This window comes from Cerasibacillus sp. JNUCC 74, from assembly GCF_053667775.1.
In genome coordinates this window covers 444,765-467,025 of record NZ_CM132207.1, presented here as the reverse complement: position 1 = coordinate 467,025, position 22,261 = coordinate 444,765, and the positions used below count along the sequence as shown (strand labels likewise).

At 36.8% G+C, this 22,261-nt stretch carries 18 protein-coding genes, 1 pseudogene and 1 riboswitch; of the genes and pseudogenes, 10 read left to right on the top strand and 9 right to left on the bottom strand.

Features of this window, described 5'->3' with window-relative positions:
• Positions 1-18: 18 nt before the first annotated feature.
• Positions 19-1,017 carry a TAXI family TRAP transporter solute-binding subunit gene (locus JNUCC74_RS02210; RefSeq protein WP_454066732.1) on the bottom strand — a complete coding sequence of 333 codons (999 nt, stop codon included), beginning with the start codon at positions 1,015-1,017 and terminating at the stop codon, positions 19-21.
• A gap of 225 nt (positions 1,018-1,242) precedes the next feature.
• Entirely contained in the window at positions 1,243-2,430 is a 1,188-nt protein-coding gene (lhgO, locus tag JNUCC74_RS02205; protein WP_454066731.1) for an L-2-hydroxyglutarate oxidase, read from the bottom strand.
• A 1,178-nt stretch (positions 2,431-3,608) separates the two neighbouring features.
• Positions 3,609-3,710: riboswitch (TPP riboswitch) on the top strand.
• 101 nt (positions 3,711-3,811) lie between these two features.
• On the opposite strand from lhgO, the gene JNUCC74_RS02200 reads away from it, so the two are divergent.
• The 4 genes from JNUCC74_RS02200 to JNUCC74_RS02185 are packed head-to-tail and all read left to right on the top strand — an operon-like array spanning position 3,812 to position 7,424.
• Entirely contained in the window at positions 3,812-4,420 is a 609-nt protein-coding gene (locus JNUCC74_RS02200) for a YkoF family thiamine/hydroxymethylpyrimidine-binding protein (protein ID WP_077319247.1), read from the top strand.
• Position 4,421: 1 nt separating this feature from the next.
• A complete protein-coding gene (locus JNUCC74_RS02195) occupies positions 4,422-5,003 on the top strand; it encodes an ECF transporter S component (RefSeq protein ID WP_143695776.1) in 582 nt (193 codons plus the stop codon).
• Positions 5,000-6,658 carry an ABC transporter ATP-binding protein gene (locus JNUCC74_RS02190; protein WP_454066730.1) on the top strand — a complete coding sequence of 553 codons (1,659 nt, stop codon included), beginning with the start codon at positions 5,000-5,002 and terminating at the stop codon, positions 6,656-6,658. Before JNUCC74_RS02195 ends, JNUCC74_RS02190 begins: the two co-directional genes overlap by 4 nt.
• Positions 6,639-7,424, top strand: a complete 786-nt coding sequence (locus tag JNUCC74_RS02185) for an energy-coupling factor transporter transmembrane component T family protein (protein ID WP_077319245.1) — start codon at positions 6,639-6,641, stop codon at positions 7,422-7,424. Before JNUCC74_RS02190 ends, JNUCC74_RS02185 begins: the two co-directional genes overlap by 20 nt.
• A 277-nt stretch (positions 7,425-7,701) precedes the next feature.
• Here the strand turns inward: JNUCC74_RS02185 and JNUCC74_RS02180 are convergent, their stop codons facing one another.
• Entirely contained in the window at positions 7,702-8,013 is a 312-nt protein-coding gene (locus JNUCC74_RS02180; protein WP_077319244.1) for a CHY zinc finger protein, read from the bottom strand.
• A 336-nt stretch (positions 8,014-8,349) separates the two neighbouring features.
• Here JNUCC74_RS02180 and rplK point away from each other — a divergent pair, with 336 nt between their 5' ends.
• The gene (rplK, locus tag JNUCC74_RS02175; protein WP_077319243.1) at positions 8,350-8,781 is read left to right on the top strand and encodes a 50S ribosomal protein L11; all 432 of its coding nucleotides are present in this window, start codon (positions 8,350-8,352) and stop codon (positions 8,779-8,781) included.
• 344 nt (positions 8,782-9,125) lie between these two features.
• Here the strand turns inward: rplK and JNUCC74_RS02170 are convergent, their stop codons facing one another.
• The 6 genes and pseudogenes from JNUCC74_RS02170 to JNUCC74_RS02145 form a co-directional block, all read right to left on the bottom strand.
• Entirely contained in the window at positions 9,126-10,250 is a 1,125-nt protein-coding gene (locus JNUCC74_RS02170) for an endonuclease/exonuclease/phosphatase family protein (protein WP_454066729.1), read from the bottom strand.
• Positions 10,251-10,424: 174 nt separating this feature from the next.
• A complete protein-coding gene (locus tag JNUCC74_RS02165) occupies positions 10,425-10,685 on the bottom strand; it encodes an FIMAH domain-containing protein (RefSeq protein ID WP_425445291.1) in 261 nt (86 codons plus the stop codon).
• Positions 10,686-10,688: 3 nt separating this feature from the next.
• Positions 10,689-11,942 (bottom strand): annotated as a pseudogene (locus tag JNUCC74_RS02160) (exo-beta-N-acetylmuramidase NamZ family protein); the annotation flags it as partial.
• A gap of 186 nt (positions 11,943-12,128) precedes the next feature.
• Positions 12,129-13,598, bottom strand: coding sequence for a serine hydrolase domain-containing protein (locus JNUCC74_RS02155; RefSeq protein WP_454066728.1), 1,470 nt, complete (start codon positions 13,596-13,598; stop codon positions 12,129-12,131).
• Between the two features lie 19 nt (positions 13,599-13,617).
• Positions 13,618-14,205 (bottom strand): TasA family protein, encoded by a 588-nt coding sequence (locus tag JNUCC74_RS02150; RefSeq protein WP_454066727.1) that lies wholly within the window; start codon positions 14,203-14,205, stop codon positions 13,618-13,620.
• A gap of 168 nt (positions 14,206-14,373) precedes the next feature.
• Positions 14,374-16,428, bottom strand: a complete 2,055-nt coding sequence (locus tag JNUCC74_RS02145) for a glycoside hydrolase family 3 protein (RefSeq protein ID WP_454066726.1) — start codon at positions 16,426-16,428, stop codon at positions 14,374-14,376.
• Between the two features lie 450 nt (positions 16,429-16,878).
• Between JNUCC74_RS02145 and JNUCC74_RS02140 the strand changes: the two genes are divergently transcribed.
• The 5 genes from JNUCC74_RS02140 to JNUCC74_RS02120 all read left to right on the top strand — a co-directional run bounded on the left by JNUCC74_RS02140 (position 16,879) and on the right by JNUCC74_RS02120 (position 21,538).
• Complete coding sequence (locus JNUCC74_RS02140; protein WP_454066725.1) at positions 16,879-17,388, top strand: DUF4178 domain-containing protein; 510 nt, start codon at positions 16,879-16,881, stop codon at positions 17,386-17,388.
• Positions 17,389-17,594: 206 nt separating this feature from the next.
• On the top strand, positions 17,595-18,263 hold the full coding sequence (locus JNUCC74_RS02135) for a PspA/IM30 family protein (protein ID WP_454066724.1): 669 nt from the start codon (positions 17,595-17,597) through the stop codon (positions 18,261-18,263).
• 201 nt (positions 18,264-18,464) lie between these two features.
• A complete protein-coding gene (locus JNUCC74_RS02130; RefSeq protein ID WP_077319234.1) occupies positions 18,465-19,061 on the top strand; it encodes a DUF4247 domain-containing protein in 597 nt (198 codons plus the stop codon).
• Between the two features lie 123 nt (positions 19,062-19,184).
• Positions 19,185-19,580: a DUF350 domain-containing protein gene (locus JNUCC74_RS02125; protein WP_077319233.1), complete on the top strand. Its 396-nt coding sequence runs from the start codon at positions 19,185-19,187 to the stop codon at positions 19,578-19,580.
• A gap of 407 nt (positions 19,581-19,987) precedes the next feature.
• Complete coding sequence (locus JNUCC74_RS02120) at positions 19,988-21,538, top strand: polyamine aminopropyltransferase (protein WP_454066723.1); 1,551 nt, start codon at positions 19,988-19,990, stop codon at positions 21,536-21,538.
• Positions 21,539-22,261 lie beyond the last annotated feature (723 nt).

Sequence of the window (22,261 nt, the reverse complement as noted above, 5' to 3'; positions counted from 1 at the left end):
GACATCATTTTTGATCAGTTAGTCTAGCAATCCTTGTTCTTTATAAAATTTTTCGGCACCTGGATGTAGTGGAACAATCAATTCATTAGCCAATTCTTCTCGTTCCAGCTGTTTTAAGGCACGAATCGAAACTTCCTCACTTCCTAAATAATCGTAATAACGCTTCGTTAAATCGTATACGAGGTCCTTACTTAATGCCGGCGACACCGTAATTAAATTTTGAATACCAACTGTGTTTACCTCTTCCGGCAAATTGTACATCGCTTCATCATTAGCAGGAATCGTAAACGCTTTGTAAAATGGATATTTTTCCATTAACTTATTAGCAATATCTCCTTCAATTTCAACAAATACAATATCATTTTGCTGCATTAAATCAGTAATATTACTATTTGGAACACCTGACGTGAAGAAAGCCGCATCCAGATTTCCATTTTTCATTTCTTGAACACTATCTGCATAGCCTGTATGAGTAACTTTAGATAAATCATCGTATGTTAAGCCAAGCACTTCTAGAACTTTTTGCGTACTTTGTTCGACACCAGATCCAACTTTCCCTACACCAACACGTTTTCCTTCCAGATCTTCAATCGTTTTAATGTCGCTATCTGCTAAAGCTACAATCTGTACAACATTTTGATACATTCCTGCCATTGCTTGAATTTCAACCGGATTCCCTTCAAATTGACCAATTCCTTCTAGCGCATCATACCCTACATCGCTCATAATAATGCTCATTTGATTTAATCCATCTTGAATATTTTGAATATTGGCAATAGAAGCGCCAGTAGATTCTACTGTAACATTATTTACATAGTCACTTTTTTCAAATATTGGTTTCAATGCACCGCCTATCGGATAATAAGTTCCAGAAGTACCACCAGTTCCAAAAACGATCGCTTGTGCTTTTCCCTCTGTATCCTTTGATCCCTCTGCCTGCTCGTTAGCATTACCACTACAAGCAACCAAAAAAATACCTACTATCATCATATACATAAGAAAAAGATACTTTTTCATCCATTTATCCCCCCATTATTTTTTATTTAATGTTAGCGTTTACAATTATAGTTATGAATATTGTGAACATATTAGACATGTTGTTTCTTATTTTTCAATATTACTGATACAAGCTGGTAGCGTTTATTGGGCACCCTGCCAAGTTGTATTAAAGGGCAATTCTCCCTTTTCCTCCTTCATATAAAAGTGTTCGCTACAATGTAGAATGGTAGCTAGTCATACTCTTTATTTTAAACATTTATTTTTAGCAATTATTTTACCAATTTCCAACGCTGCAGTAGCAGCAGGTGAAGGCGCATTACAAACATGAGTCATCCGTTTACCGGATATCATAAAAAAATCATCCAGTAATTGTCCATCCTTTAGCATTGCTTGTGCTCGCACACCTGCATCCGCTTTCACTATATCATTTGCTTGTATGTCAGGAACTAAACGCTGCAAACTTCTTAAAAATAACCCTTTATAAATCGAACGTGACATCTCCATCATCCCAACTGATATATTATCTTTTGCTAACCTCCAAAACCCTGGAAAACTTAACGTAGCAAACGCTTCTTTTATGTCAATATCTCTTTTTTGATACCCTTCTTTCTTTAAGCTTACTACAGCATTAGGACCAGCATGAACTTCTCCGTTAATCATTCTTGTTAAGTGAATGCCAAGAAAGGGATACTTAGGATTTGGTACAGGATAAATTAAATTCTTTACTAGATAACGCTTACTTTCCTTTAATGTATAATATTCACCGCGAAAGGGAATGATTTTGACATCGGTAATAATTCCTGATTGCTTTACTAACTCATCACTATAAAGTCCAGCACAATTGATCATATTTTTAGCAGTATAGGTCTGGTGATTCGTTTCTATTATTACTTGTTCCATCTGTTCATGAACACGCATTACTTCTGTATTTAATACGAAGTCAACTCCTTTCTGCCTTAGTAATTCTACTAATCTGTTGGCTACTTCTTGATAATTCACAATGCCTGTACTCGGTATATATAGCCCCCCTACCGAGTGGACATGAGGCTCGTGCTCTTTCACTTGTTCTTGATGTAATTTCATAATCGTTAACCCATTTTTTCTGCCGCGTTGATATAATTTTTCCATTGCAGGAAATTCCTGTTCATTTGTTGCAACAATTACTTTGCCACATACTTCATAAGGCACATCATATTGCTGACAAAACTGTATCATGGAATTGCGACCTTTTATGGCTAATTTCGCCTTTAAACTTCCTGGCTGATAGTAAACACCACTATGCAAAACACCGCTATTTCTTCCTGTTTGATGTAATGCCCAGTCTGCTTCCTTTTCCAAAACAGCAATGTTTGCAGCTTTAGCCTGTTTCTTTAATTGCCACGCTGTTGCTAAACCAACAATCCCTCCACCAATTACAATATAATCATACACAAAAGTTCCCCCTGATATAATATTCAGCCCAACCTTTTACACGGCAATCTGCCAGTTGAACTCCTTACTTAAAACCAAAACTTTTTACCATGTCGCTACTATATTTCATATTTTTCTTAACCTGATAATATAAAGTGAATCTTCAATCAGTGGAGCTTTTTTTATCCCCCACTGATTGTTAGAATGAACTGAATCGGGCATTTAGGTGCCGTTTTCTCACACTTAGAACCTGTTATATTAACTCACATCTTGAAGTGGGAGGCTTACGGCACCTTACATGCGGGATAAAGTGAAACTTCCATGAGTCAGGGTTTTCTTTATCACCCACTCATGGTTAGTTGAACGAATCGGGCATTTAGGTGCCGTTCTCTCACACTTAGAACCTGTTATATTAACTCACATCTTGAAGTGGGAGGCTTACGGCACCTTACATGCGGGATAAAGTGAAACTTCCATGAGTCAAGGTTTTCTTCATCACCCACTGATTGTTAGAATGAACTGAATCGGACATTTTGGTGCCGTTTTCTCACACTTAGAACCTGTTATATTAACTCACATCTTGAAGTGGGAGGCTTACGGCACCTTACATGCGGGATAAAGTGAAACTTCCATGAGTGGGGGTTTTACTTTCATCACCCACTCATGGTTAGTTGAACGAATCGGGCATTTAGGTGCCGTTTTCTCACACTTAGAACCTGTTATATTAACTCACATCTTGAAGTGGGAGGCTTACGGCACCTTACATGCGGGATAAAGTGAAACTTCCATGAGTGGGGGTTTTACTTTCATCACCCACTCATGGTTAGTTGAACGAATCGGGCATTTAGGTGCCGTTTTCTCACACTTAGAACCTGTTATATTAACTCACATCTTGAAGTGGGAGGCTTACGGCACCTTACATGCGGGATAAAAAGAAATCTGGATTGAATTTTCACCTATTTCTTACTATACTATTCTTTTTATTTACAAATTAGCATTATTCCTCTATTCTAATATATAGAATAAAGTGAAACTTCATTCCGGGAATGCTTTTCTCCCTGAATGTTAGTACCTTAATGGTATAACCTAAAGCCCTTTGAACAAATTAGGCATTTAGACGCCGTTATTCCTCACGTTTATTTATTAGACTGACTCGACATGTGAGGAATCTACAACACCAAAAACTGCATATAGTATTTAGTTGGCACTAGGGGAGCTATGTATATGGCTGAGAAGAGATACTCTGACCCTTATAACCCGATCTGGATAATACTAGCGTGGGGAAGTGCAGTCGACGAACATATAAATTAACAGAAACTTTTCTGCTTAATAGAGCAAAGACTGCATTCCTGGCGAGTGCAGTCTTTTTATATGCATTTTTTAAAACAAGGAGGAAAAAACAATGAGTAATCAACCAACAACTTGCCATCAAAGCAGAATTGCAGGATGTGATTTTGCTATTTACCCAATGACAGACCAATTTGTCGATGTCATCACCAGTGCACTACAAGAAATAGATTCATCAAAAGTTTGGATGAAAACAACGGATGTAGGAACCTGTGTTAGAGGGAGGATTTCACATGTATTTGATGTAACAAAAGCACTGTTTTTGCACACGGCAAGTACGAATCATCATGTCGTATTTAGTGGTACTTATTCATTAGGCTGTCCTGGTGATTCCGATGGTGATGTTTTCTTAGCAGAAGATGATCATCGATTAAATAGGCAGCGAAGTAACGAAATTCAGCAGGAAGTAGCAGGGAAATTTTCTCTTTATCCATTAGGTGGTGGAAATTATATGGATATGATTTATCAACAAATTAACGTGATGAAACAGAAGGCTATCGACGTATCATCCATTCACTATGCTACACGTATTGACGGAGAAGGAAAAGATGTATTTGAAGGACTGGAGCAAGTATTTACTAACATGGAAAAGTGCGGTTCATCTCATACGGTGATGACTGTCACGATCTCAGCTAATAGCCCTTCTAAAAAGGATGTGAACTAATTTGAACCGCTGGCGCTTAAAAGAAATTATTGTCATGGCTGTTTTATCTGTTGTATTTGGGATTGTTTATTTAGCTTTCCTTCCTGTAGGAAAGCTACTCGTAACCTTCATGGGACCAATTGGTTATGATCTTATTTTTGGAATATGGTTTATCGTCTCCATTATTGCAGCTTATATCCTGCGTAAACCAGGGGCAGCATTTCTCTCCGAAACCATTGCCGCTACTGTTGAAATGATGTTAGGTAATGCGATGGGACCGATCATTATCGTTACAGGCATGATCCAAGGATTGGGGGCAGAAGCAGCCTTTGCAGTTACACGATATAGGCGATATTCACTATGGGTATTAATGCTTGCAGGAGTCGGCGCTGCTATCTTCAGTTTCATCTGGGGATATTTCCGCAGCGGTTATGTCGCCTTAAGCACCCCCTATATTATGAGCATGCTCGTAATAAGAATGATTAGTGGAGCGATTATTTCTGGAATACTTGGGAAAGCAATTAGTGATTCTTTAGCTAAAACAGGGGTGCTCTCGAGCTTTGCCCTTGGTAAACATATGCGTAAAGAGAGGTCCGTTTCATGATTCAAGTCAACCAACTTTCTCTTTGGTTTGATAGAGTAGAAAATCCAGTTCTCGACAAGATCAGCTTTCAATTAAATCAAGGTGAAACAATGCTCTTACTGGGACCCAGCGGCTCTGGAAAAAGTACATTAACTTTTTGTTTAAACGGCATCTATCCCCGCGAATTAGATGGAAAAATGGAAGGAAGTGTGCAAGTTTCAGGTCAATCGGTGAATGACACACCTCCCGGAGAAATTAGTAAACAGGTTGGGGTCGTATTCCAAGATCCAGAGAGTCAATTTTGTATGCTTACAGTCGAAGATGAAATTGCCTTCGGGCTCGAAAATATTCATACACCACAAGTAGAAATGGAACAGAAAATAACGGAAGTATTACAACTTGTAAATTTGTCGCGATACAGAAAAGCTGCGATTCACTCGCTTTCCGGTGGGCAAAAACAAAAAGTTGCCTTAGCTTGTGTATTAGCTCTTCAACCTGACTTTTTAATCCTAGATGAGCCTACTGCGAATTTGGATCCATTAGCAAAACAAGATTTTATTAAAACAATGAAACATATTCAACAGGAAAAAAATATCAGTTTAATGGTTATCGAACATCAGTTGGAAGGTTGGGTAGCCTTTATTGAACGAGCTTATATTCTTTCAAAAGATGGTCGATGTATGTATGATGGTTCGCTAATGGAAGCAATGAAACACAAGCAGCAACAAATTCAAAGCCAAGGAATTTCACTTCCGCCTGTAACCGAGCTTGTACTAGAGGCTGCTAGTCATCAGCAAGCAACCTATACAAGGCTGCCACTAACGAATGAGGATTTTTTAGCAAACGTATCTTATTTAGATCGTTACTATTTAGAAAGAAAAATGTTCCTCGACGTACCAAACGAAAAAATAATTCTGGCCAGTTCTAATCTATATTTAAGCAAAAACAAACAAGAAATTTTGCACAATATTACGTTTCAACTATTTCATCCATCTTTTGTTGCTATCACCGGTGCTAATGGCAGTGGAAAAACCTCCTTACTTCGTTTACTGGCTGGTATAGATCGTCCTACATCTGGAAAAATTCATTTAAACGGACGTTTGCTTGAAACTTGGAAAGAGTCTACTTTACGGCAGCAAATTGGATATGTGTTTCAAAATCCAGAGCATCAATTTATTACGGATAATGTTTATGATGAAATTGCCTATACATTACGGTTACGCTCATTTTCAGAATCTAAAATTAAAGAAAGGGTTCATGAAATAGTAACGAGTTGCCAGTTAAATGGTCTGGAAAATTATCATCCCTATTCATTGAGCCAAGGACAAAAGCGTCGCCTTAGTGTTGCTACCATGATTGTCGATGAACAACATATTTTGTTTTTGGATGAGCCTACGTTTGGTCAAGATACTGCATCTTTACATCAATTAATGCAACTATTACGCGAACGACATCAAGCAGGTACAACCATTATGATGATTACACATGATATGGAATTAGTTGATCAATATGCAGATCGCAAAATCGTACTGGCAAATGGAAAAATAGTAGCTGATAAAACGCCAGATCAGCTATGGGACATGCCACACCTGGAGAACTGGCATTTAGATTATCCTACTCGTATAAAACTAAAACAGCAGATGGAGGAACAGGATAATGCGTACGTTATTAAATGACATCAATCCTAGCATAAAGGCGATAACGGTTATTATTACAGTCTGTCTATTAACATTTTTCTTTGATCCATTTACGCCACTCGTCTATTGTTTATTAACTATACTAATTACCTTTTTATTTGGAAAAGTAGCTTGGAGACTGTATATCATTTATTTCTTAGTTGTCTGTCTGTTATCTGTGGGGATGCTCTGGACAACGCTCGCTTTTTCTAATGAGGCAAGTAATCCTGAAATTACGACAACGTTTTTGTTTTGGGAATTACCAAAAGAAAATGTTACGGTTGCTTTATCCCTAACCTTACGTATGTTAGCTTTTGCAGCCTTATCATTTATGTTTATCTTTACTACAAATATGGTTCATTTTATTCTCAGCCTGATGCAGCAATGTAAGCTGCCGCCAAAGCTGGCATATGGCATTTTAGCAGGGTTTCGCTTTTTACCGCTAATGAAAGAAGAGCTTTGGCAAATCCGGGCTGCTCATCGAGTAAGAGGAGCTGATCGCGGCTCTGGTATAAGAAATACGATTCAGCAATACAAACGCTATGCTATTCCTTTACTTGCGGGTGCGATCCTGAAAGCAGAACGTACAGCAATTGCCATGGAATCGAAAGGATTTAGCGGAGAAAAGAACCGTACCTTTTACCGACAATTTACGGTTAGTTGGGTGGATTGGTTATTTTTAATAAGCATGCTTCTACTATTAGGAATTATAGTGACAATATCTATGAAACTAGGTTATTTCAGCTGGTATAATGGGCAATTTTAACTTAATAAAAAAGTGCCTTTAATAACGTACAACACAGCGATAGTAGAAACCGATGACTTATCGTAAAAAGGTAGGAAAGAGAGCCGAAGTTTACTGCAATTGGAAGGCTTAAGCCAATAACGAAGCTACTTTCAAAAAAAGATTTACATGTTATTTGCAAGAAACTAACTGACTAGTAAACAAGCATTGTCCGCTAGTCAGCTTTTATGTCTTTAGCTTAAAGGGGGACCCATTTCAAAAGTAGCATTGGTTAACACTAAAAAATTGGTGATCCTCTTTACGCAAAATATAGGTGGTAATGCAGCATACATCCTTCATTAAATTCAGAGCTGCAACATCTACACGTAGTCAATTGCAAATATTGTTCAATTGTAAATTCAGTTTGACATACTCCACACAAGATTGCCTTTTGGTTAAATTCATCCTTTGACCAAACCTCTATTTCATGATTCTCCCCTATTTGATGGCATTGATAGCAAGGATAATATTTCAAGCAGCATTTACATTTAATTGCAATAATATCTTTTATTGAATGATAATGAACACATCTCGTTTGTTTATCAACAACTTGACCATATACATGTACCATAAAATATCTTCCCACCTTTTAAAGAATTATCTAATTGAACAAGTTAACATATTTATTAGAATATAACATTAATAAATGCTTCATTTCATTTCATGCGTAAGGAAACTTTATTGGTACCAGGTCCACCAAAACGTGTAAGACCAATTAATTTACAGAATACTCATTTTCTTTGGTTTGGCCAAATTCTATGTTAAAGTTTGATACTTGCTTATCCTATAAATGAAAAAATTCAGGTTTCGTCTGCACTTTTTTAAATAGATGCCATTTTTGTATTGACTCTCACGTTACGACAGACCTTATACTCCTTTTTAGGTACTTACTGAAAGGAGAATACACATGAAGAAGAAGATAACTAAGATGATTAAACTTGAACTGGAAGCAAATCAAGCGAATCCGGCAAAGGTTGGAAAAGATTTGGCTCCATCTGGAATTAACCTTTTGCAGTTTTGTAAAACATATAATGAACGAACCAAAGGAAAAACTGGTGAAATCATTCCTGCTGAAATAACAGTCTATGAAGATCGCACATTTTCTATCCACTTAAAAACACCGCCAGCTTCCTATTTGTTAAAAAAGTACGCTAATATCTCTAAAGGTGCTAATAAGACTGGTCACCAACAGGTTGGAGTGATTTCACAAGCTCAATTAAAAAAAATTGCAGAAATGAAATTACCCGACTTGAATACAACCCATATAGAAAGTGCTATGAAAATCATAGCTGGGACAGCTAAAAGCATGGGGATTCAAATAGATGATGAACAAAGCTGAGCTACTATTCAAGCAGCTCAGCTCGTTAGTCTTTTGTGAAAATTCTGTACGAATGCTTTTAAAATAGTTTGCATAAGGTGATGATATCGTTTTTCTAATAGCTTTTCTATTCACATAACAAAAGCTAAAAGCGCTCGGTTAGGAACTGCAAACTAGAGAACTTCTGACGAGGTAAAATAAAATACTTCATTCAAAAAGCGCTTTTCTCCTTAATAATAAAAATGAAGCACAAGATGATAACTTATGGTTTAGCTAGGGAAATGCTTATAATTAGGTATGGCAAGCAACCACAGCTTTTGTCCAATTTGTTAAACATATTTATTAATACAAACTACAGTGTACGTTTATTCTCTATATTTTTTCATAAAGTAATCGATATCACGTTGTAATTCTTCCCATGCTTTTTTCGTTATTTCTCCGCTTTCTTTTTGCAAATTCAATAGTTCTTTTAATCCATATAAATGCTTTACTAGTTTACCGGTTAGATTGTTTTGTTCATAATAGGAAAGTACTTGAAGATGTCTGTTTATTAAAGTAAGTTTACGAATTTCCCCCTGTTCATACAATTGGTAAACAAGCCATTCCATTCCTTTCAAGTTATATGAATGATTACCAGGAATTAGTGTAATATTAGCGACTACCGGCAAATGATCCGATGCGGTACTTTCGAGAGTAGTTGCCTTATTCACTTTTATTCTTGGTGAAGTAAGTATATAATCGATTCTTCGGTCTGGACTTGTCGTTGGATATGTGTAACCTTGTCCACTTCCGCTTGTCATCCAAACATCTGTGTACGTTTTTTGCAGTGGTTTCAATTCCAAAGCGTTTGGTGTAGCATTCAGATCACCAACTAAAATAGAATACGTTTTCTTTTTCATTATTTCTTTCATATCTTCTACCTGCATTTCACGAATGGTTGGATCACTGCGATAATCCAAATGTGTAACGTAAAATGCAAGCTCTGCATCCTCTACATTTATCTCTGCTTCAAGAAAACCGGGAGTCAACCGAGGAAAAGGATTTGGATTTTGCGTTGATAATCTTGTAATCTCTCTATTTACAGCAGCAGTAATTGGATATTTACTTAGCACTGCTACGCCAAACTGACGACGTGGTTCGTTTTCATTTAAGGGATCAAGATCATAGATAGGTGCAAAATAGTATTCCATATTCAAGCGGTTTGCAAGCTTTTCTATCATATGATCTTTTCTACTTCTGTCCCCCCAATGTACATCTACCTCCTGAAGGCCAATAATATCTGCTCCTGTTTTTTCAATGGCATTTGCAATTCGACTGATATTATAAAAGCCATCTACTCCACGCCCGGCAGCTATATTATATGTGGCTATTTTAACTGTTACTGGATCTGACGTAACAGCCTCGGCGAGCACAACTGAATTTGTGTTTATAAAAACTGCATGTATCGTAAAGAAGATTAACAGACAGATAAATAGACAAAACTTTTTCATTGGAGAACCCTCCCTTCTTTTATTCAATCAGGGAGGGTTTTCATTTATCCCCCACTGATTGATAAATGAACAGAATCTATCATTTGACTTGCAATTGGATCCCCCACTTTTTCTCTAGGTTCCCCTCATAGTATCGAAGTGAAGGTCTTACTGCCAGTTACATCGGGATAAAAATTAGTTCCATTGATAAAGCAAATCGTTAGCATCACTTGAAAGAGCATCATATGCTGTTTCGTTTATTTGTCCTGCTTCCTTTTGTTTATTCAAAAGAATTAGAAAACTTTTCATATGCTTCACTACTTTTGCAGTGTCCTTTCTAGCTTCAAAGCGTTCCACTACAGTTAGGTGCATCTTAAGTTTTTTGGCTGCATTTTTTTCCAAATCTTTTACATCAACATATCTCTCAATAGATTTCTTTAAATCATAAGTATGAATGGTATAGATGAGATAATCTCTGCGTACTTCTTTAAATATTTGCAGTTCCTCTTGCCATTCTTTTACCATTGCTTCTACTGTTTCTCCATTTTCAATTGCTTTCCGAATCCATCCGTTTCCAATTAAGTAATCAAAAAATGACACACCTGCACTGTTCTCAGCCCGAAATTGAAATTCCTCCGGATACATATCATGTAATGTTTTGACAATATGGAGTCCTGTAACAACTGGATCATAAGCTTTTATATCCATAACATGGATTTGTGCACCGTGACTTAAAGTACCGCTATGCTTAGAAAAAGTTGGGGTAAAAGACGCTGCCCGAAATGTAACCCCATCCAACCGTAAACCGTTGAGTGCCTGGGAAAATTCCACACTGTTAACGAAAGGAGCACCAATTAATTCAAAAGGCCTTGTTGTTCCTCTTCCTTCAGATACATTCGTTCCTTCTATTAATGCTGCACCTGGATAAACAAGCGCAGTATCGAAAGTAGGCATATTTGGTGATGGCATTACAAATTCGAGTTCGGTATCGATGTAGTACATGCCCCGCTTCCAGTTATCCATCTGAACTACTGTCAAATCTGCTCCAATCTCAAATTCTTCATTAAATAACATTGCTAACTCCCCAACGGTCATTCCATGTCTTAAAGGAATAGGATAGTTCCCAACAAAGGAGGCAAAATCCGGATCAAGAACCGGCCCTTCCACGTAGTTTCCTCCAAGTGGATTGGGTCGATCCAGGACAATAAATTCAATCCCATTTTCCTGTGCAGCCTCCATCGCCAAAGCCATCGTATAGATATACGTATAGAATCTTACTCCGACATCTTGAATGTCAAATAATAAAACATCTATATTTTCTAACATCTCAGGCGTTGGCTTTCTTGTTTCCCCGTATAAACTGTAAACTGGTAATCCAGTATATTCATCGATATAATATTCCACGTAATCTCCTGCCTGAGCATCTCCTCTTACACCATGCTCTGGTCCATACAATGCTGTTAGCTCTACATCCGGATCATGATAAAGAATGTCTACAATACTATTTAAATCCTGATCTACCCCGGTGGGATTGGTAATTAAGCCAACCCGTCTGCCTTTAATTACATCTTTCTTCTGTTCAAGTAAAACTTCTATCCCTAATTTAAGTGGTTCCTCACTTATACTTTTCGTTTCCAATCTATCTGCAACTACAATCGTTAGAGACCCGAGCAAAATGAAACAACTGATAACAGTAAGCATTATTTTTTTCAATAGAAACTCCTCCTCATTGATACTTGGTTTCCGCCGATCTTTTAAGTCCACTTACCCAATTGTACTTACACGTATGAATTATTAAAATTTTCACTACAAATGTATTAACTTCACGCTACAATTTACATGTCCTATAGTATAAAAAAGAAGATTAAGAGGAGCGACCTTTTCTCACTGCTTTTTTACTTACTGCCACTTTTCATACAAATAGTTAGCAGTTCGCTGCAAATCGTCATAGACATTTTTACTCATCTTTCCATTTTTCTCTAAAATCTTTATTAACTGAACATATCCATTTAAGTGCTTCAATACTTTTTCTCGCTTATGCTTATCTTCATAATGATGAATCACTGTTAAGTGGCGCTGAATAGGGATAGCAACAGCCATGTCCAATTCTTCTCTGTTTACAAAACGTTCAACTAATTCTTTCATGTTTTCTGCACTTGAGGAATAAATTGCATCTGCTGTCCTTTCTGATACCAATTTTCGAATTGGATTAGTGGATACTGTGTTTCTTGTTGGATGCACACGATTCGTTAATAAAATGACAATTGTATGTTTCGTTGGACTCACAACAATTGATGTTCCAGTATAACCAGTATGTCCCATTGTATCCGTTTCTGCGAGATTATCCATATACCAGTCCTGATTTAGATCCCAACCTAACCCGTGATCTTGGCCTGAATATGCCTTATTCCAATTCATGTTCATTAAATTTACTGCTTCTTCTGAGAGAATCCGTTTTTCTTTATGGGTTCCGTTATTCAATATCATTTGAGCAAAAACAGCTAAATCTTCAGCATTCGTAAAAATACCAGCTTGTCCAGCAACTCCATCTAACGCCCAGGCATTTTCATCATGGACACTGCCCCACACTAAACCACGGTTTGTCCAAGGCTGGTATTCGGTAGCGGCAATTCGATGTTTTAAAGAAGCTGGTGGGTTATACATCGTATTCTTCAGACCCATGGGCTCAGTAATATGTTTAGCTATAAATTGATCCTGACGATCACCACTAAGCCGTTCAATTAATATGCCTAACGTAATATAATTAACATCACTATAAATATATTCTGTGTCAGGTAACTGATGTAAAGATTCTCTTAATACTAAATCAAGCCTGTCCGCCCGGTTACCATCGATTTCATACAGGCGTTTACTCGGACTTGCTGCAAATCCAGATGTATGTGTTAATAATTGTTGAATAGTGACACTTCGTTTATCATGAATCGCAAATTCGGGGATATACCAGTATACTGGATCTTCTAACTCAAACAAACCTTCATCCCATAGTTGCATTACTGCAACGGCTGTATATAATTTTGAAATAGAAGCCATATCAAATAGCTTATGTTCTTTCATTACTTGGGGCTGCTCCATTTCGGTAAATTGATCATCTTTATATTTGGCAGCATAACCATAAGCAGTAAATTTCTTCTTCTTGCCATCTTTAGTGATTAACAATACTGCTCCCGGCATCACGGCATCTGCAATCGCCTCTTCGATCTCTTGATCCAAATCCTTTAATGGTTCATATATAAAAGAAGTCTGTGTAGATGCAAAAGTAGTTTCTACTGAACGAGCTTTTATCCCTGTAGGCAGTAATAACAATAGGATAAGTAACAAAAAAGCAGGAAACAGATATCGAAGCTTCATCTTATTCTCTCCTCAACGGTCATTTCTCTTCTCCAGGTGTCTGTGTCGCAATAAAAGTCCATTCTAAATTTAAAGCATCCCCTTGAAACTCATTTTGATCTTTATCATTATCGGCAAATTTAAATTGCACAACGAAATCATCAATCGTATTTACAGGTAGGCCCTTTTCGCCTAGCAGCGGCAAAAACACATGTTCACTTACTGCTTCGGGTGTCATTGTTTTTAATTCAGCAAGCGTAGTTTGATAAATTACTTCATCAAGCTTGTCCGCATTATAAAGAAACTCCACCATAATATGCTCGCCAAAATCTTCAGTATTATTTCCTTCTGCATCTATAACTGTATAATCCGTCTCCAATAATACTTTCTCCATATCTAATGTTCCATTATTCTGGAGCTCAAAATCACGTATCATCGAATCCCCCGGTTTAAGATTATTTACTTGAATAATTTCTGTTGGCTCAGTAGCTAAATCAAGTGTCCCTGCTGCGAATGTATGCTTGGTTGTCTCACTATCACTGAAATAGGCAAAAGTCCCCCCGCCGATTAAAGCTATACCAAGTACAGCTGAAGCTATTCCAAATCCTAATTGCTTTTTTATATTCATTTCAGTTTCTCCTCCATTTTTATTATTGATTTTGATTTCATAAGGTGCCGTAAGACTTCCACTTCAAGCGTTATAAAGAATACGAAAAAGTCTGAGTGAAAGATAACGGTACCTAAATGCCCGATTCGTTTAGCTAACATTCCGTGTTCCACGGAATGAAGTTTCACTTTATTTTGCTCGTGCATTATCCCAAACTTCTAGCAGCTTTAATCCTTCTGTTTCTAAATAACTATGGGCTTTCTTCGTGAGTGTTTTGTCTTCTCTAAGAGTAGTTAATAATTCTTGAAAACCATGTAAATGCTTTACCACTTTTTCTTGAAGTTCTCTTTGTTCAAAGCGTTCCACTGTAGTTAAATGGATTTTTAATTTACGAGTAGCCTGATCATCGATGATTTCTCCTTGTCCGTGGAGATCATCTACCAACTGTTTTAATCCCTTTGCATTAAGAGGTGTATTTGTATAATCTAGTCCATGCCCAAAATCATACAAATTCGGAATGGTTACTGGTAATTTTCCAAACGGGTTTACTTCACCTGTCAGCACGTTTGCCATTGCATGAATCGACACCTCTAGATGGCTATATGCATTAAGATAGGCAGCTACGTCTGGAAAAGCCATAATGTCATAAGGATTTCTATGTGCCGATACAATTACCGGCTTGTCTATTTCATTCAGTTTTTCCACAAGCTTTTGCTGTTGTGAATTCGTATTTGCAGTGTAAGTGGTGACAATAATTTTATCTACATCCTTGGCTTGTTTGATAGCATCTTCAATTTGGCTATCAGACGGGCTATTACTAGTTGCATAGCTGCTTCCTCTGATTCCTTTTTCCTTTAATGATTGAGAAAGGAGGTCAGGATTTGCTATCATTGGCCCAGTGACGAGTACTCTTTCTTCCGCTTGTAAAGGTAGAACACCTTCATTTTTAACAAGCGTCACACTTTTTTCAGCAATATCATTGGCAGTTTGCAAATGTTCTTCTGTTCCAATATGTTTTATTTCATCTGGGTTAGTTTGTGATTTATCAAATAAACCGTTATCCATTTTTGCTTTTAATATGCGAAATACCGATTCATCAACACGTTCTTTTGTAATTTCTCCAGATTGTACAGCGTCCAACATACTATGATAAGCAACTTCGACATTAGGTGGATTTAATAATATATCTATGCCTGCTTTAAAAGCTTCAACGGAAACACGTTCAGGGGAAACGACATTTGCACCTGCCATCCCTAAACTATCCGTAATGATTAGCCCATCAAATCCCAGTTCCTTCCGAAGTAAATCGGTAATAATCGGTTTTGAAAGTGTTGCTGGAAAACCAGAGTCATCCAATGCCGGTACTACTATATGCCCTGTCATAATCGAATCGATTCCCGCATCTATTGCATCTTTAAAAGGTTTTAAATCAACTTCATGTAACGTTTTTAAATCATGGTCAATAATCGGTAATCCGTAGTGGGAATCGACATCTGTATCTCCATGTCCGGGAAAATGTTTAACTGAAGCAATTACTTGCTGATCTTGATAAGCATTTACTTGTAACACCCCAAATCGGGAGACAAGTTCTGGAGCCTCTCCAAAAGAACGAACTCCAATGACAGGATTATCTGGATTTAAATTCACATCAACGGTAGGGGCAAAATTCATATTAATACCTAAACTCTTCAACTCTTTACCGATGACTTTGCTAGTTTTTGCTGCAAACTTTTCGGAACGGGTTGCACCAATAGCCATGCTTCCTGGAAATACCGTAGCTGGTGTTGTTACCCGCTGGACAACCCCACCCTCTTGATCAGTTGAAATAAATAAAGGAATTCTCGTATCTTGATTCATTGCAATTTCTTGCAAACCATTTGATAAGGACTGCACTTGTTCACCATCAAGCGGTGTACCGATATTGTCTGTCCAATTAAAATAAATAACACCAGCAATGTGATAGTTTTCAATAACTTCCTGAAAATTTTTACCACCGCGATTGTTTTTTAGATTTATATCCTCATAAGCCGGATCTGTTGGCGTCTTTCCATAGACGTGGACGATAAACAGCTGACCAATTTTCTCTTCCAACGACATTTCTTCCATGATGGCTCTGATTTGCTCCTCATTGTAATCAACTTCTTTGTTCGAAGCAGATGCATCAAGACCGGTGACACTTTGCAATAAAAGTGCAAATAATAAACACAGGATAATTAGGGACACCTTGGTAGATTGCAGCTTCAAATAAACTCCTCCCTTATTTCTTTATTTATCAACTTTGTAACGCTCTGTTTTATAAAGAACTCATTAGTGTAACACCACCCTCTTCACTAAGGATTTTAATTAGACAATAGCAAAACCTGTTTAAAAATGTTGTGTATTTTTGTCTAAATTTTCTATATTTTAAAATTTGAATATTGAGAACTATTTCTTGACGTACTATAAGTATGATAATTAGGATAAAAGTATGGTAAATTTACAACTCATATTTAATTACTTATCTATTTCACCAGGTATATCTGCACATATTTAATAATGAAAGCCAAGTCGCCGCATCTTGAACCAGCAAAATTCGACACCATCCTATAACTATCCATGAAAAAATTTTAATCCTATTTTATTTTGCTGAAACTTATACATTTTTTATTCGTATTAGTATAATGAAACCATGCTAAGAAAAGTTGAGGTGAATTCATGAGTATATTCGGTCGTTTATTTGGAAAAAAAAAGGAGACCACTAAACCAATCGAAGAAAGAAATATGTTTAACCTAAAAATAAACGATATCGTAACATTCGACCTAGAGGATTACAAAGTGGTAGGTAAAATTGATTATGATGATCACGGTTTTAAATGGTATGCATATCAGTTAGAAGGCACGCATAAAACTATATGGTTAAGTGTTGAAATGGACGATGAACTAAATCTTGGGATATATGAAAGAATTAAACTGCCAATTCAAGAACCCATTCCTAAAAAAGTGGAATATGATGGAACCACCTTTTATCTGGATGAGTCGGGAACAGCAAGAGTAAGAGGAATCGGACGCAGTGAAAACGTCTCTGGTATGACCTGTCACTATTATGATTATTATGATGAGTCCGATGAAAAAGCACTCTCTGTAGAAAAATGGGGAAATGAAATTGAAGTAAGTATTGGCTATGAAATTGAAGAATATGAATTAAAAATTATTGCCGGTAGCTAAATCTAAAAATGCAGGAGCAACAATGTAGGAGATAAATTGCGTACTAGGTGATCACGTAAAATGTCGAATGAAGTCGATCTGATTAATGCCAAAGGTAGATTGGTTTGCGCTCCTTTTTCCGAAGGACGTATTGTCTGTTACAGTAAAAGCTATTTGTGTCTACTTTTTAGACTTTTTTCATAAAAAATATTATTGGAGGAATGAACATGTTTAAATTTTTTAAACGGTTAAAAACGGTTGTTGAATCTGAGTTGAATTCTGCATTAGATAAAGCTGAAGACCCTGTAAAGATGCTAGATCAGTTTATGCGTGATATGGAAGAAGATATTCGTGAGGCAGAAACTGCCGTAGCAAAACAAATTGCCAATGAAAAGATGATGTTACGTAAGTATGAAGATGCACAAAAAATGGTCAAAAAACGGGAAGAACAAGCTATGAAAGCAGTAGAAGCTGGGAATGATGATCTTGCTAAGCGTGCGCTAGAGGATAAGAAATTACATGAGCAAACTGCTGAGTCATTAAAAGAATCGCATGAGCGTGCTAAACAAGATTCCACTGCATTACGAGCTAAACTAGATGAAATGAAAGCTGAATACCAAGAAATGAAATTGAAAAAAGATTCTTTAAAAGCACGTGCTGAATCTGCTAAAACAAGAACTAAAATGAATCGTACATTATCAGGTATCGGCAGTGACGAATCCAAGCAAGGTTTTGAGCGGATGGAAGAAAAGGTACTACGTTATGAAGCAGAGGCCGAAACAAGTGAAGACTTAAGAAGCTCTAACAAAAGCTTAGACGATGAGTTTGAAGCATTAGAAAAAAATGATGTCGATGACGAACTGGCAGCATTAAAGAAGAAGCTAGGAAAAGAATAAAGCATGCTTCACTTTGTGGTTTTTTACCCCTTATAACGAAGCAGAACGGTCGAAAAAAAGAGATACTACCATTGACTACTTCTTGATGTAATGGGATAAACGCATTTTGTATATTTACAGTAATCTTTAAAACTATGTTATGCCAGGGCACTCAACTTTGAGTGTCCTAACTAACCTAGACTTAAAAAAGAAGGTGAGAAGATGAAGCGTTCACTTTTCTTTGTCTTGATATCTTTATTGCTCCTGTTAGCTGCTTGTGACAGTCAAGCTAAATCTGAAGGAACCTTGTTCGATCATCGTATTGCCGAATTTATAGATGATAATTATACATTTCAAGATATTGTTTCAAGCCAAGAGGATTCCTCTGATATATCTGAGGTATACATAGCTGAAGATAAAAGCATTGATGAAGTAGTAAGCGAACTGCGGGAACATGAAGAGCCTGATAGAATAAGTGATAGAAGTGACCAAAAGCAAGCACTTGTCTACGATAACTTGTTTGTGATTGTAACAGAAGACGAAGATGATTCTGATAACTCAACAGTTGAAATTGCCTCTCAACAATTCGTTCGAGATAATTTTCAGCCAAGCTTTTTTCATGGTTTATTTGCTTATTGGCTGTTAGATGAAATTCTCGACGTCGATGATTGGGCTAAAAAACGGCAAAACAACTGTAGAAATTCAAATGATTGCTACGGCGGTTACCACTCATCAGGCGGTCACTATAAAAAATCTGGTGGTTCTAAATCGATACGCTCGTCAACTATTCGAGGTGGCGGACCAGGTACTGGAAAATAAAATGAATACATTAGAAAAACTTGGCTTATTATCGCCAAGTCCTTAGCGAAAGCCGTAGTTTTTCTTATACTATAAACCATAAAAATTTATACTTTTCTATAGTATAAAGAAAGGATGAAATTCATGGAGCCATTTGTTTCCACGCTTATTTACTTTTTTGTCGCAGTTGGTGTTGTACTAGTTGGCTTAGTTATTTTTGAGCTAATTACAACGAGATACAAAGATTGGGATGAAATTTTAAAAGGAAATCATGCAGTTGCTTTATCAATTGGAGGAAAAATAGTAGGTATCTGTATCATTCTTGCTTTTTCTATTTATAACAGTGCAGATATCGTAGAAACCCTTATTTGGGGCGGAGTCGGAATTGTATTACAAATGGTCGCATACTTATTATTTCAATTATTTACCCGTAATTTCTCTGTTGAAGAACAATTACATAAAGGAAATATAGCCGTCGGAATTATTAGTATGTGTGTATCGATTGGACTCGGATTTGTCATTGGAGCTTCGATTACGTAATAGATGAATTAGATGCAAAAGAATTTTACTTATCCTAAGATTTAATCTTCTAAGCTGGATAAGACGTAAAGTTGCTTTACCTTATGTTAGAATTTGCAATCGGTGATAGCCGATTGCCTTTTCTTTTCATAGCAGTTTGCTTTGATTGGTAAAAATAGTAACATATGTAGTTTATAAGACGGTGTTTAAAGCATTTTAATCATAAGCCTGTATTAACCGATCAGAAAAACTTAAGAAGAGACTATTTCTGTATTGAAATAGTGGCAGTAATATAAAACAATATCATTCTACCGTATCATTTATCAGCTTATGAATTTAATAACGAAGAACTAAGAAACTTGAGTGCTATCATTCAAGTTCAGGACAATTCTATATTAGTTAAAAGCTTTTACAAGGGGACTTTACTTGTGACAAATTTAAGTATAAAACAAAGCAAAGCAATCTATTGGGCATCGGGTATTGTATCTATATGTGGGATCATTTTTGAAGTTTTGTTTGGTGCTGCCGGCTCCTATCTGCTAGGAGACGGTGTGAAACAGTATACACTGACCATTTCATTATTTTTAACAGGAATGGGAATTGGTGCCTCGCTTAGTGAAAAGGTGACGAAGCATTTAATTCTATCTTTTGTATGGATTGAATTTACAATTGGTATCATTGGTGGATTTTCTACCTTTGTATTATTTGGTGTTACTGCCTTTTTAAGCTCAGGGATGGATGCATTTTTCCTCTATTTTATTACACTAGTCGTTGGTGCACTTACAGGGGTTGAGCTCCCTATCTTAATCCGCAAAGCAAATGAAATTGGCGTAACCTTACAAAAAAGTACAGCTAGAGTTCTTTTCTCCGATTACGCCGGTGGACTAATAGGCGGTTTACTATTTGTTTATCTTTTCCGCCCACAGTTTGGTTTAGTAAAGACAGCTTTTATCGTTGCACTTATCAATGTCATTGTCGCTTTATGGATTTTAATTTATTTTCGACAAGAAATTAAAACCTTCAAACGTCACTTTACCGCTGGCATTATTATATTAGTCGTATTAATACTAGGGGTATTATTTGGTGAAGAAACAGCTTTTGTCTTTGAACAGAAGCTATATAATGACCCGATTATTTATAATGAACAAACGAATTACCAGCAAATTATCCTAACGAAGGAGCAGGGAGATTTGCGATTATTCCTTGATGGGCAGTTGCAATTCAGTTCAGAAGACGAATATCGTTACCATGAAACACTTGTCCATCCTGCAATGGCTGCTGCTTCATCCATCGAAAATGTCCTAGTCTTAGGAGGCGGGGATGGGCTTGCCTTACGTGAAATTCAAAAATATGATGAAGTAAAGTCTATAAAACTCGTTGACTTAGACTCACGCGTAACCGATTTAGGGATGAAAAACCATGAAATTACCAAATTAAATAAAGAAGCCTTTAAAGATGATCGAGTTGATGTTGTTAATACAGATGCCTTTACATACTTACAAGAACATAAAGAATTATACGATGTTATTCTTGTCGATATGCCAGATCCAAATAATGAATCCTTAAATAAATTGTACACGCTTGAATTTTACCAGCTTCTCCGCAACCATTTACGACCAGGAGGAGCGATTATGGTACAAGCAACCAGTCCAACTTTTGCAACCGAAGTTTACTGGTCGATAGACAAAACCATGCAAGCTGCTGATCTCTATACAGATAATCTACATGTTGACGTCCCGAGTTTTGGTGATTGGGGATTTGTACTGGCAAAACGGGAAAAATTTGCTGTAGAACAAGTGAATATCAATGTTGATACAAAGTTTTTAACGAATGACGTACTAGTCGGCCTTACTACATTTGGTAAAGATATCGATCAACACATGGTTGATGAGAAAGGAAACCAGATCCAATTAGAAGTAAATACCTTAATTCGCCCTAGCCTAATTGAAAAATATGAGAAGGCTTGGCAGAATTATTAAACAGAGAGCTGTGGTTAGACTCTCAAAAAACCAGTTACTAAAAAGTACTGTATGCTGGGTTACTAATCCACAGCGTTGCTTTCAGTATATATTACTATACAAAAAAAGCACAAGAGGTAGCGAACCTCATGTACTTAATATACAAGGCTGGGACATAACTAAAACAGCTGATTAAAAAACGAACAATAAATCGTCCTTGTACTATAGGAAAGTATAAAATTTTATGGTTTATAGTATAAGAAAAACTACGGCTTTCGCTAAGGAATTGGCGATAAGCCAAGCTTTTCTAATGTATACGTAAGTTTAGCGTAGTCAACATATGTAGACTCCTCTCGGGAATAGCTCGAGCTGAAGATCCCGCAGGAAAGCGATCTTTGCTTTCCGAGGAAGCTGAGGCCGTGCCCGTGGAAAGCGAAATATGTTGACGTAGCGAGGATTCGAATTTTTTTTACACTATATGAAAGTATAAAATTTTTAGGCTTTATCCCGCATGTAAGGTGCCGTAAGACTCCCACTTCAAAATCTTGGAGTTGATACAAAAGGTCTAAGTGGGAGAAGACGGCACCTAATTGCCCGATTCGTTTAAGGGCCTTTAGGTCATACCCTTGCGGTACTAACATTCAGTAGGAGATGGAAGAAAACTCCTACTGAATGAAGTTTCACTTTATAGTATAAGAAAAACGATGGCTTTCCTATAGTACAAAAAAGAAAGGCATAAACAAG

What these genes read in the sequence shown, in the direction of transcription:
- JNUCC74_RS02210 (WP_454066732.1), bottom strand. Translation starts at nt 1,017, where the DNA reads ATGAAAAAGTATCTTTTTCTTATGTATATGATGATAGTAGGTATTTTT.
- JNUCC74_RS02200 (WP_077319247.1), top strand. Translation starts at nt 3,812, where the DNA reads ATGAGTAATCAACCAACAACTTGCCATCAAAGCAGAATTGCAGGATGT.
- JNUCC74_RS02190 (WP_454066730.1), top strand. Translation starts at nt 5,000, where the DNA reads ATGATTCAAGTCAACCAACTTTCTCTTTGGTTTGATAGAGTAGAAAAT.
- JNUCC74_RS02185 (WP_077319245.1), top strand. Translation starts at nt 6,639, where the DNA reads ATGCGTACGTTATTAAATGACATCAATCCTAGCATAAAGGCGATAACG.
- JNUCC74_RS02180 (WP_077319244.1), bottom strand. Translation starts at nt 8,013, where the DNA reads ATGGTACATGTATATGGTCAAGTTGTTGATAAACAAACGAGATGTGTT.
- rplK (WP_077319243.1), top strand. Translation starts at nt 8,350, where the DNA reads ATGAAGAAGAAGATAACTAAGATGATTAAACTTGAACTGGAAGCAAAT.
- JNUCC74_RS02170 (WP_454066729.1), bottom strand. Translation starts at nt 10,250, where the DNA reads ATGAAAAAGTTTTGTCTATTTATCTGTCTGTTAATCTTCTTTACGATA.
- JNUCC74_RS02155 (WP_454066728.1), bottom strand. Translation starts at nt 13,598, where the DNA reads ATGAAGCTTCGATATCTGTTTCCTGCTTTTTTGTTACTTATCCTATTG.
- JNUCC74_RS02150 (WP_454066727.1), bottom strand. Translation starts at nt 14,205, where the DNA reads ATGAATATAAAAAAGCAATTAGGATTTGGAATAGCTTCAGCTGTACTT.
- JNUCC74_RS02140 (WP_454066725.1), top strand. Translation starts at nt 16,879, where the DNA reads ATGAGTATATTCGGTCGTTTATTTGGAAAAAAAAAGGAGACCACTAAA.
- JNUCC74_RS02135 (WP_454066724.1), top strand. Translation starts at nt 17,595, where the DNA reads ATGTTTAAATTTTTTAAACGGTTAAAAACGGTTGTTGAATCTGAGTTG.
- JNUCC74_RS02130 (WP_077319234.1), top strand. Translation starts at nt 18,465, where the DNA reads ATGAAGCGTTCACTTTTCTTTGTCTTGATATCTTTATTGCTCCTGTTA.
- JNUCC74_RS02125 (WP_077319233.1), top strand. Translation starts at nt 19,185, where the DNA reads ATGGAGCCATTTGTTTCCACGCTTATTTACTTTTTTGTCGCAGTTGGT.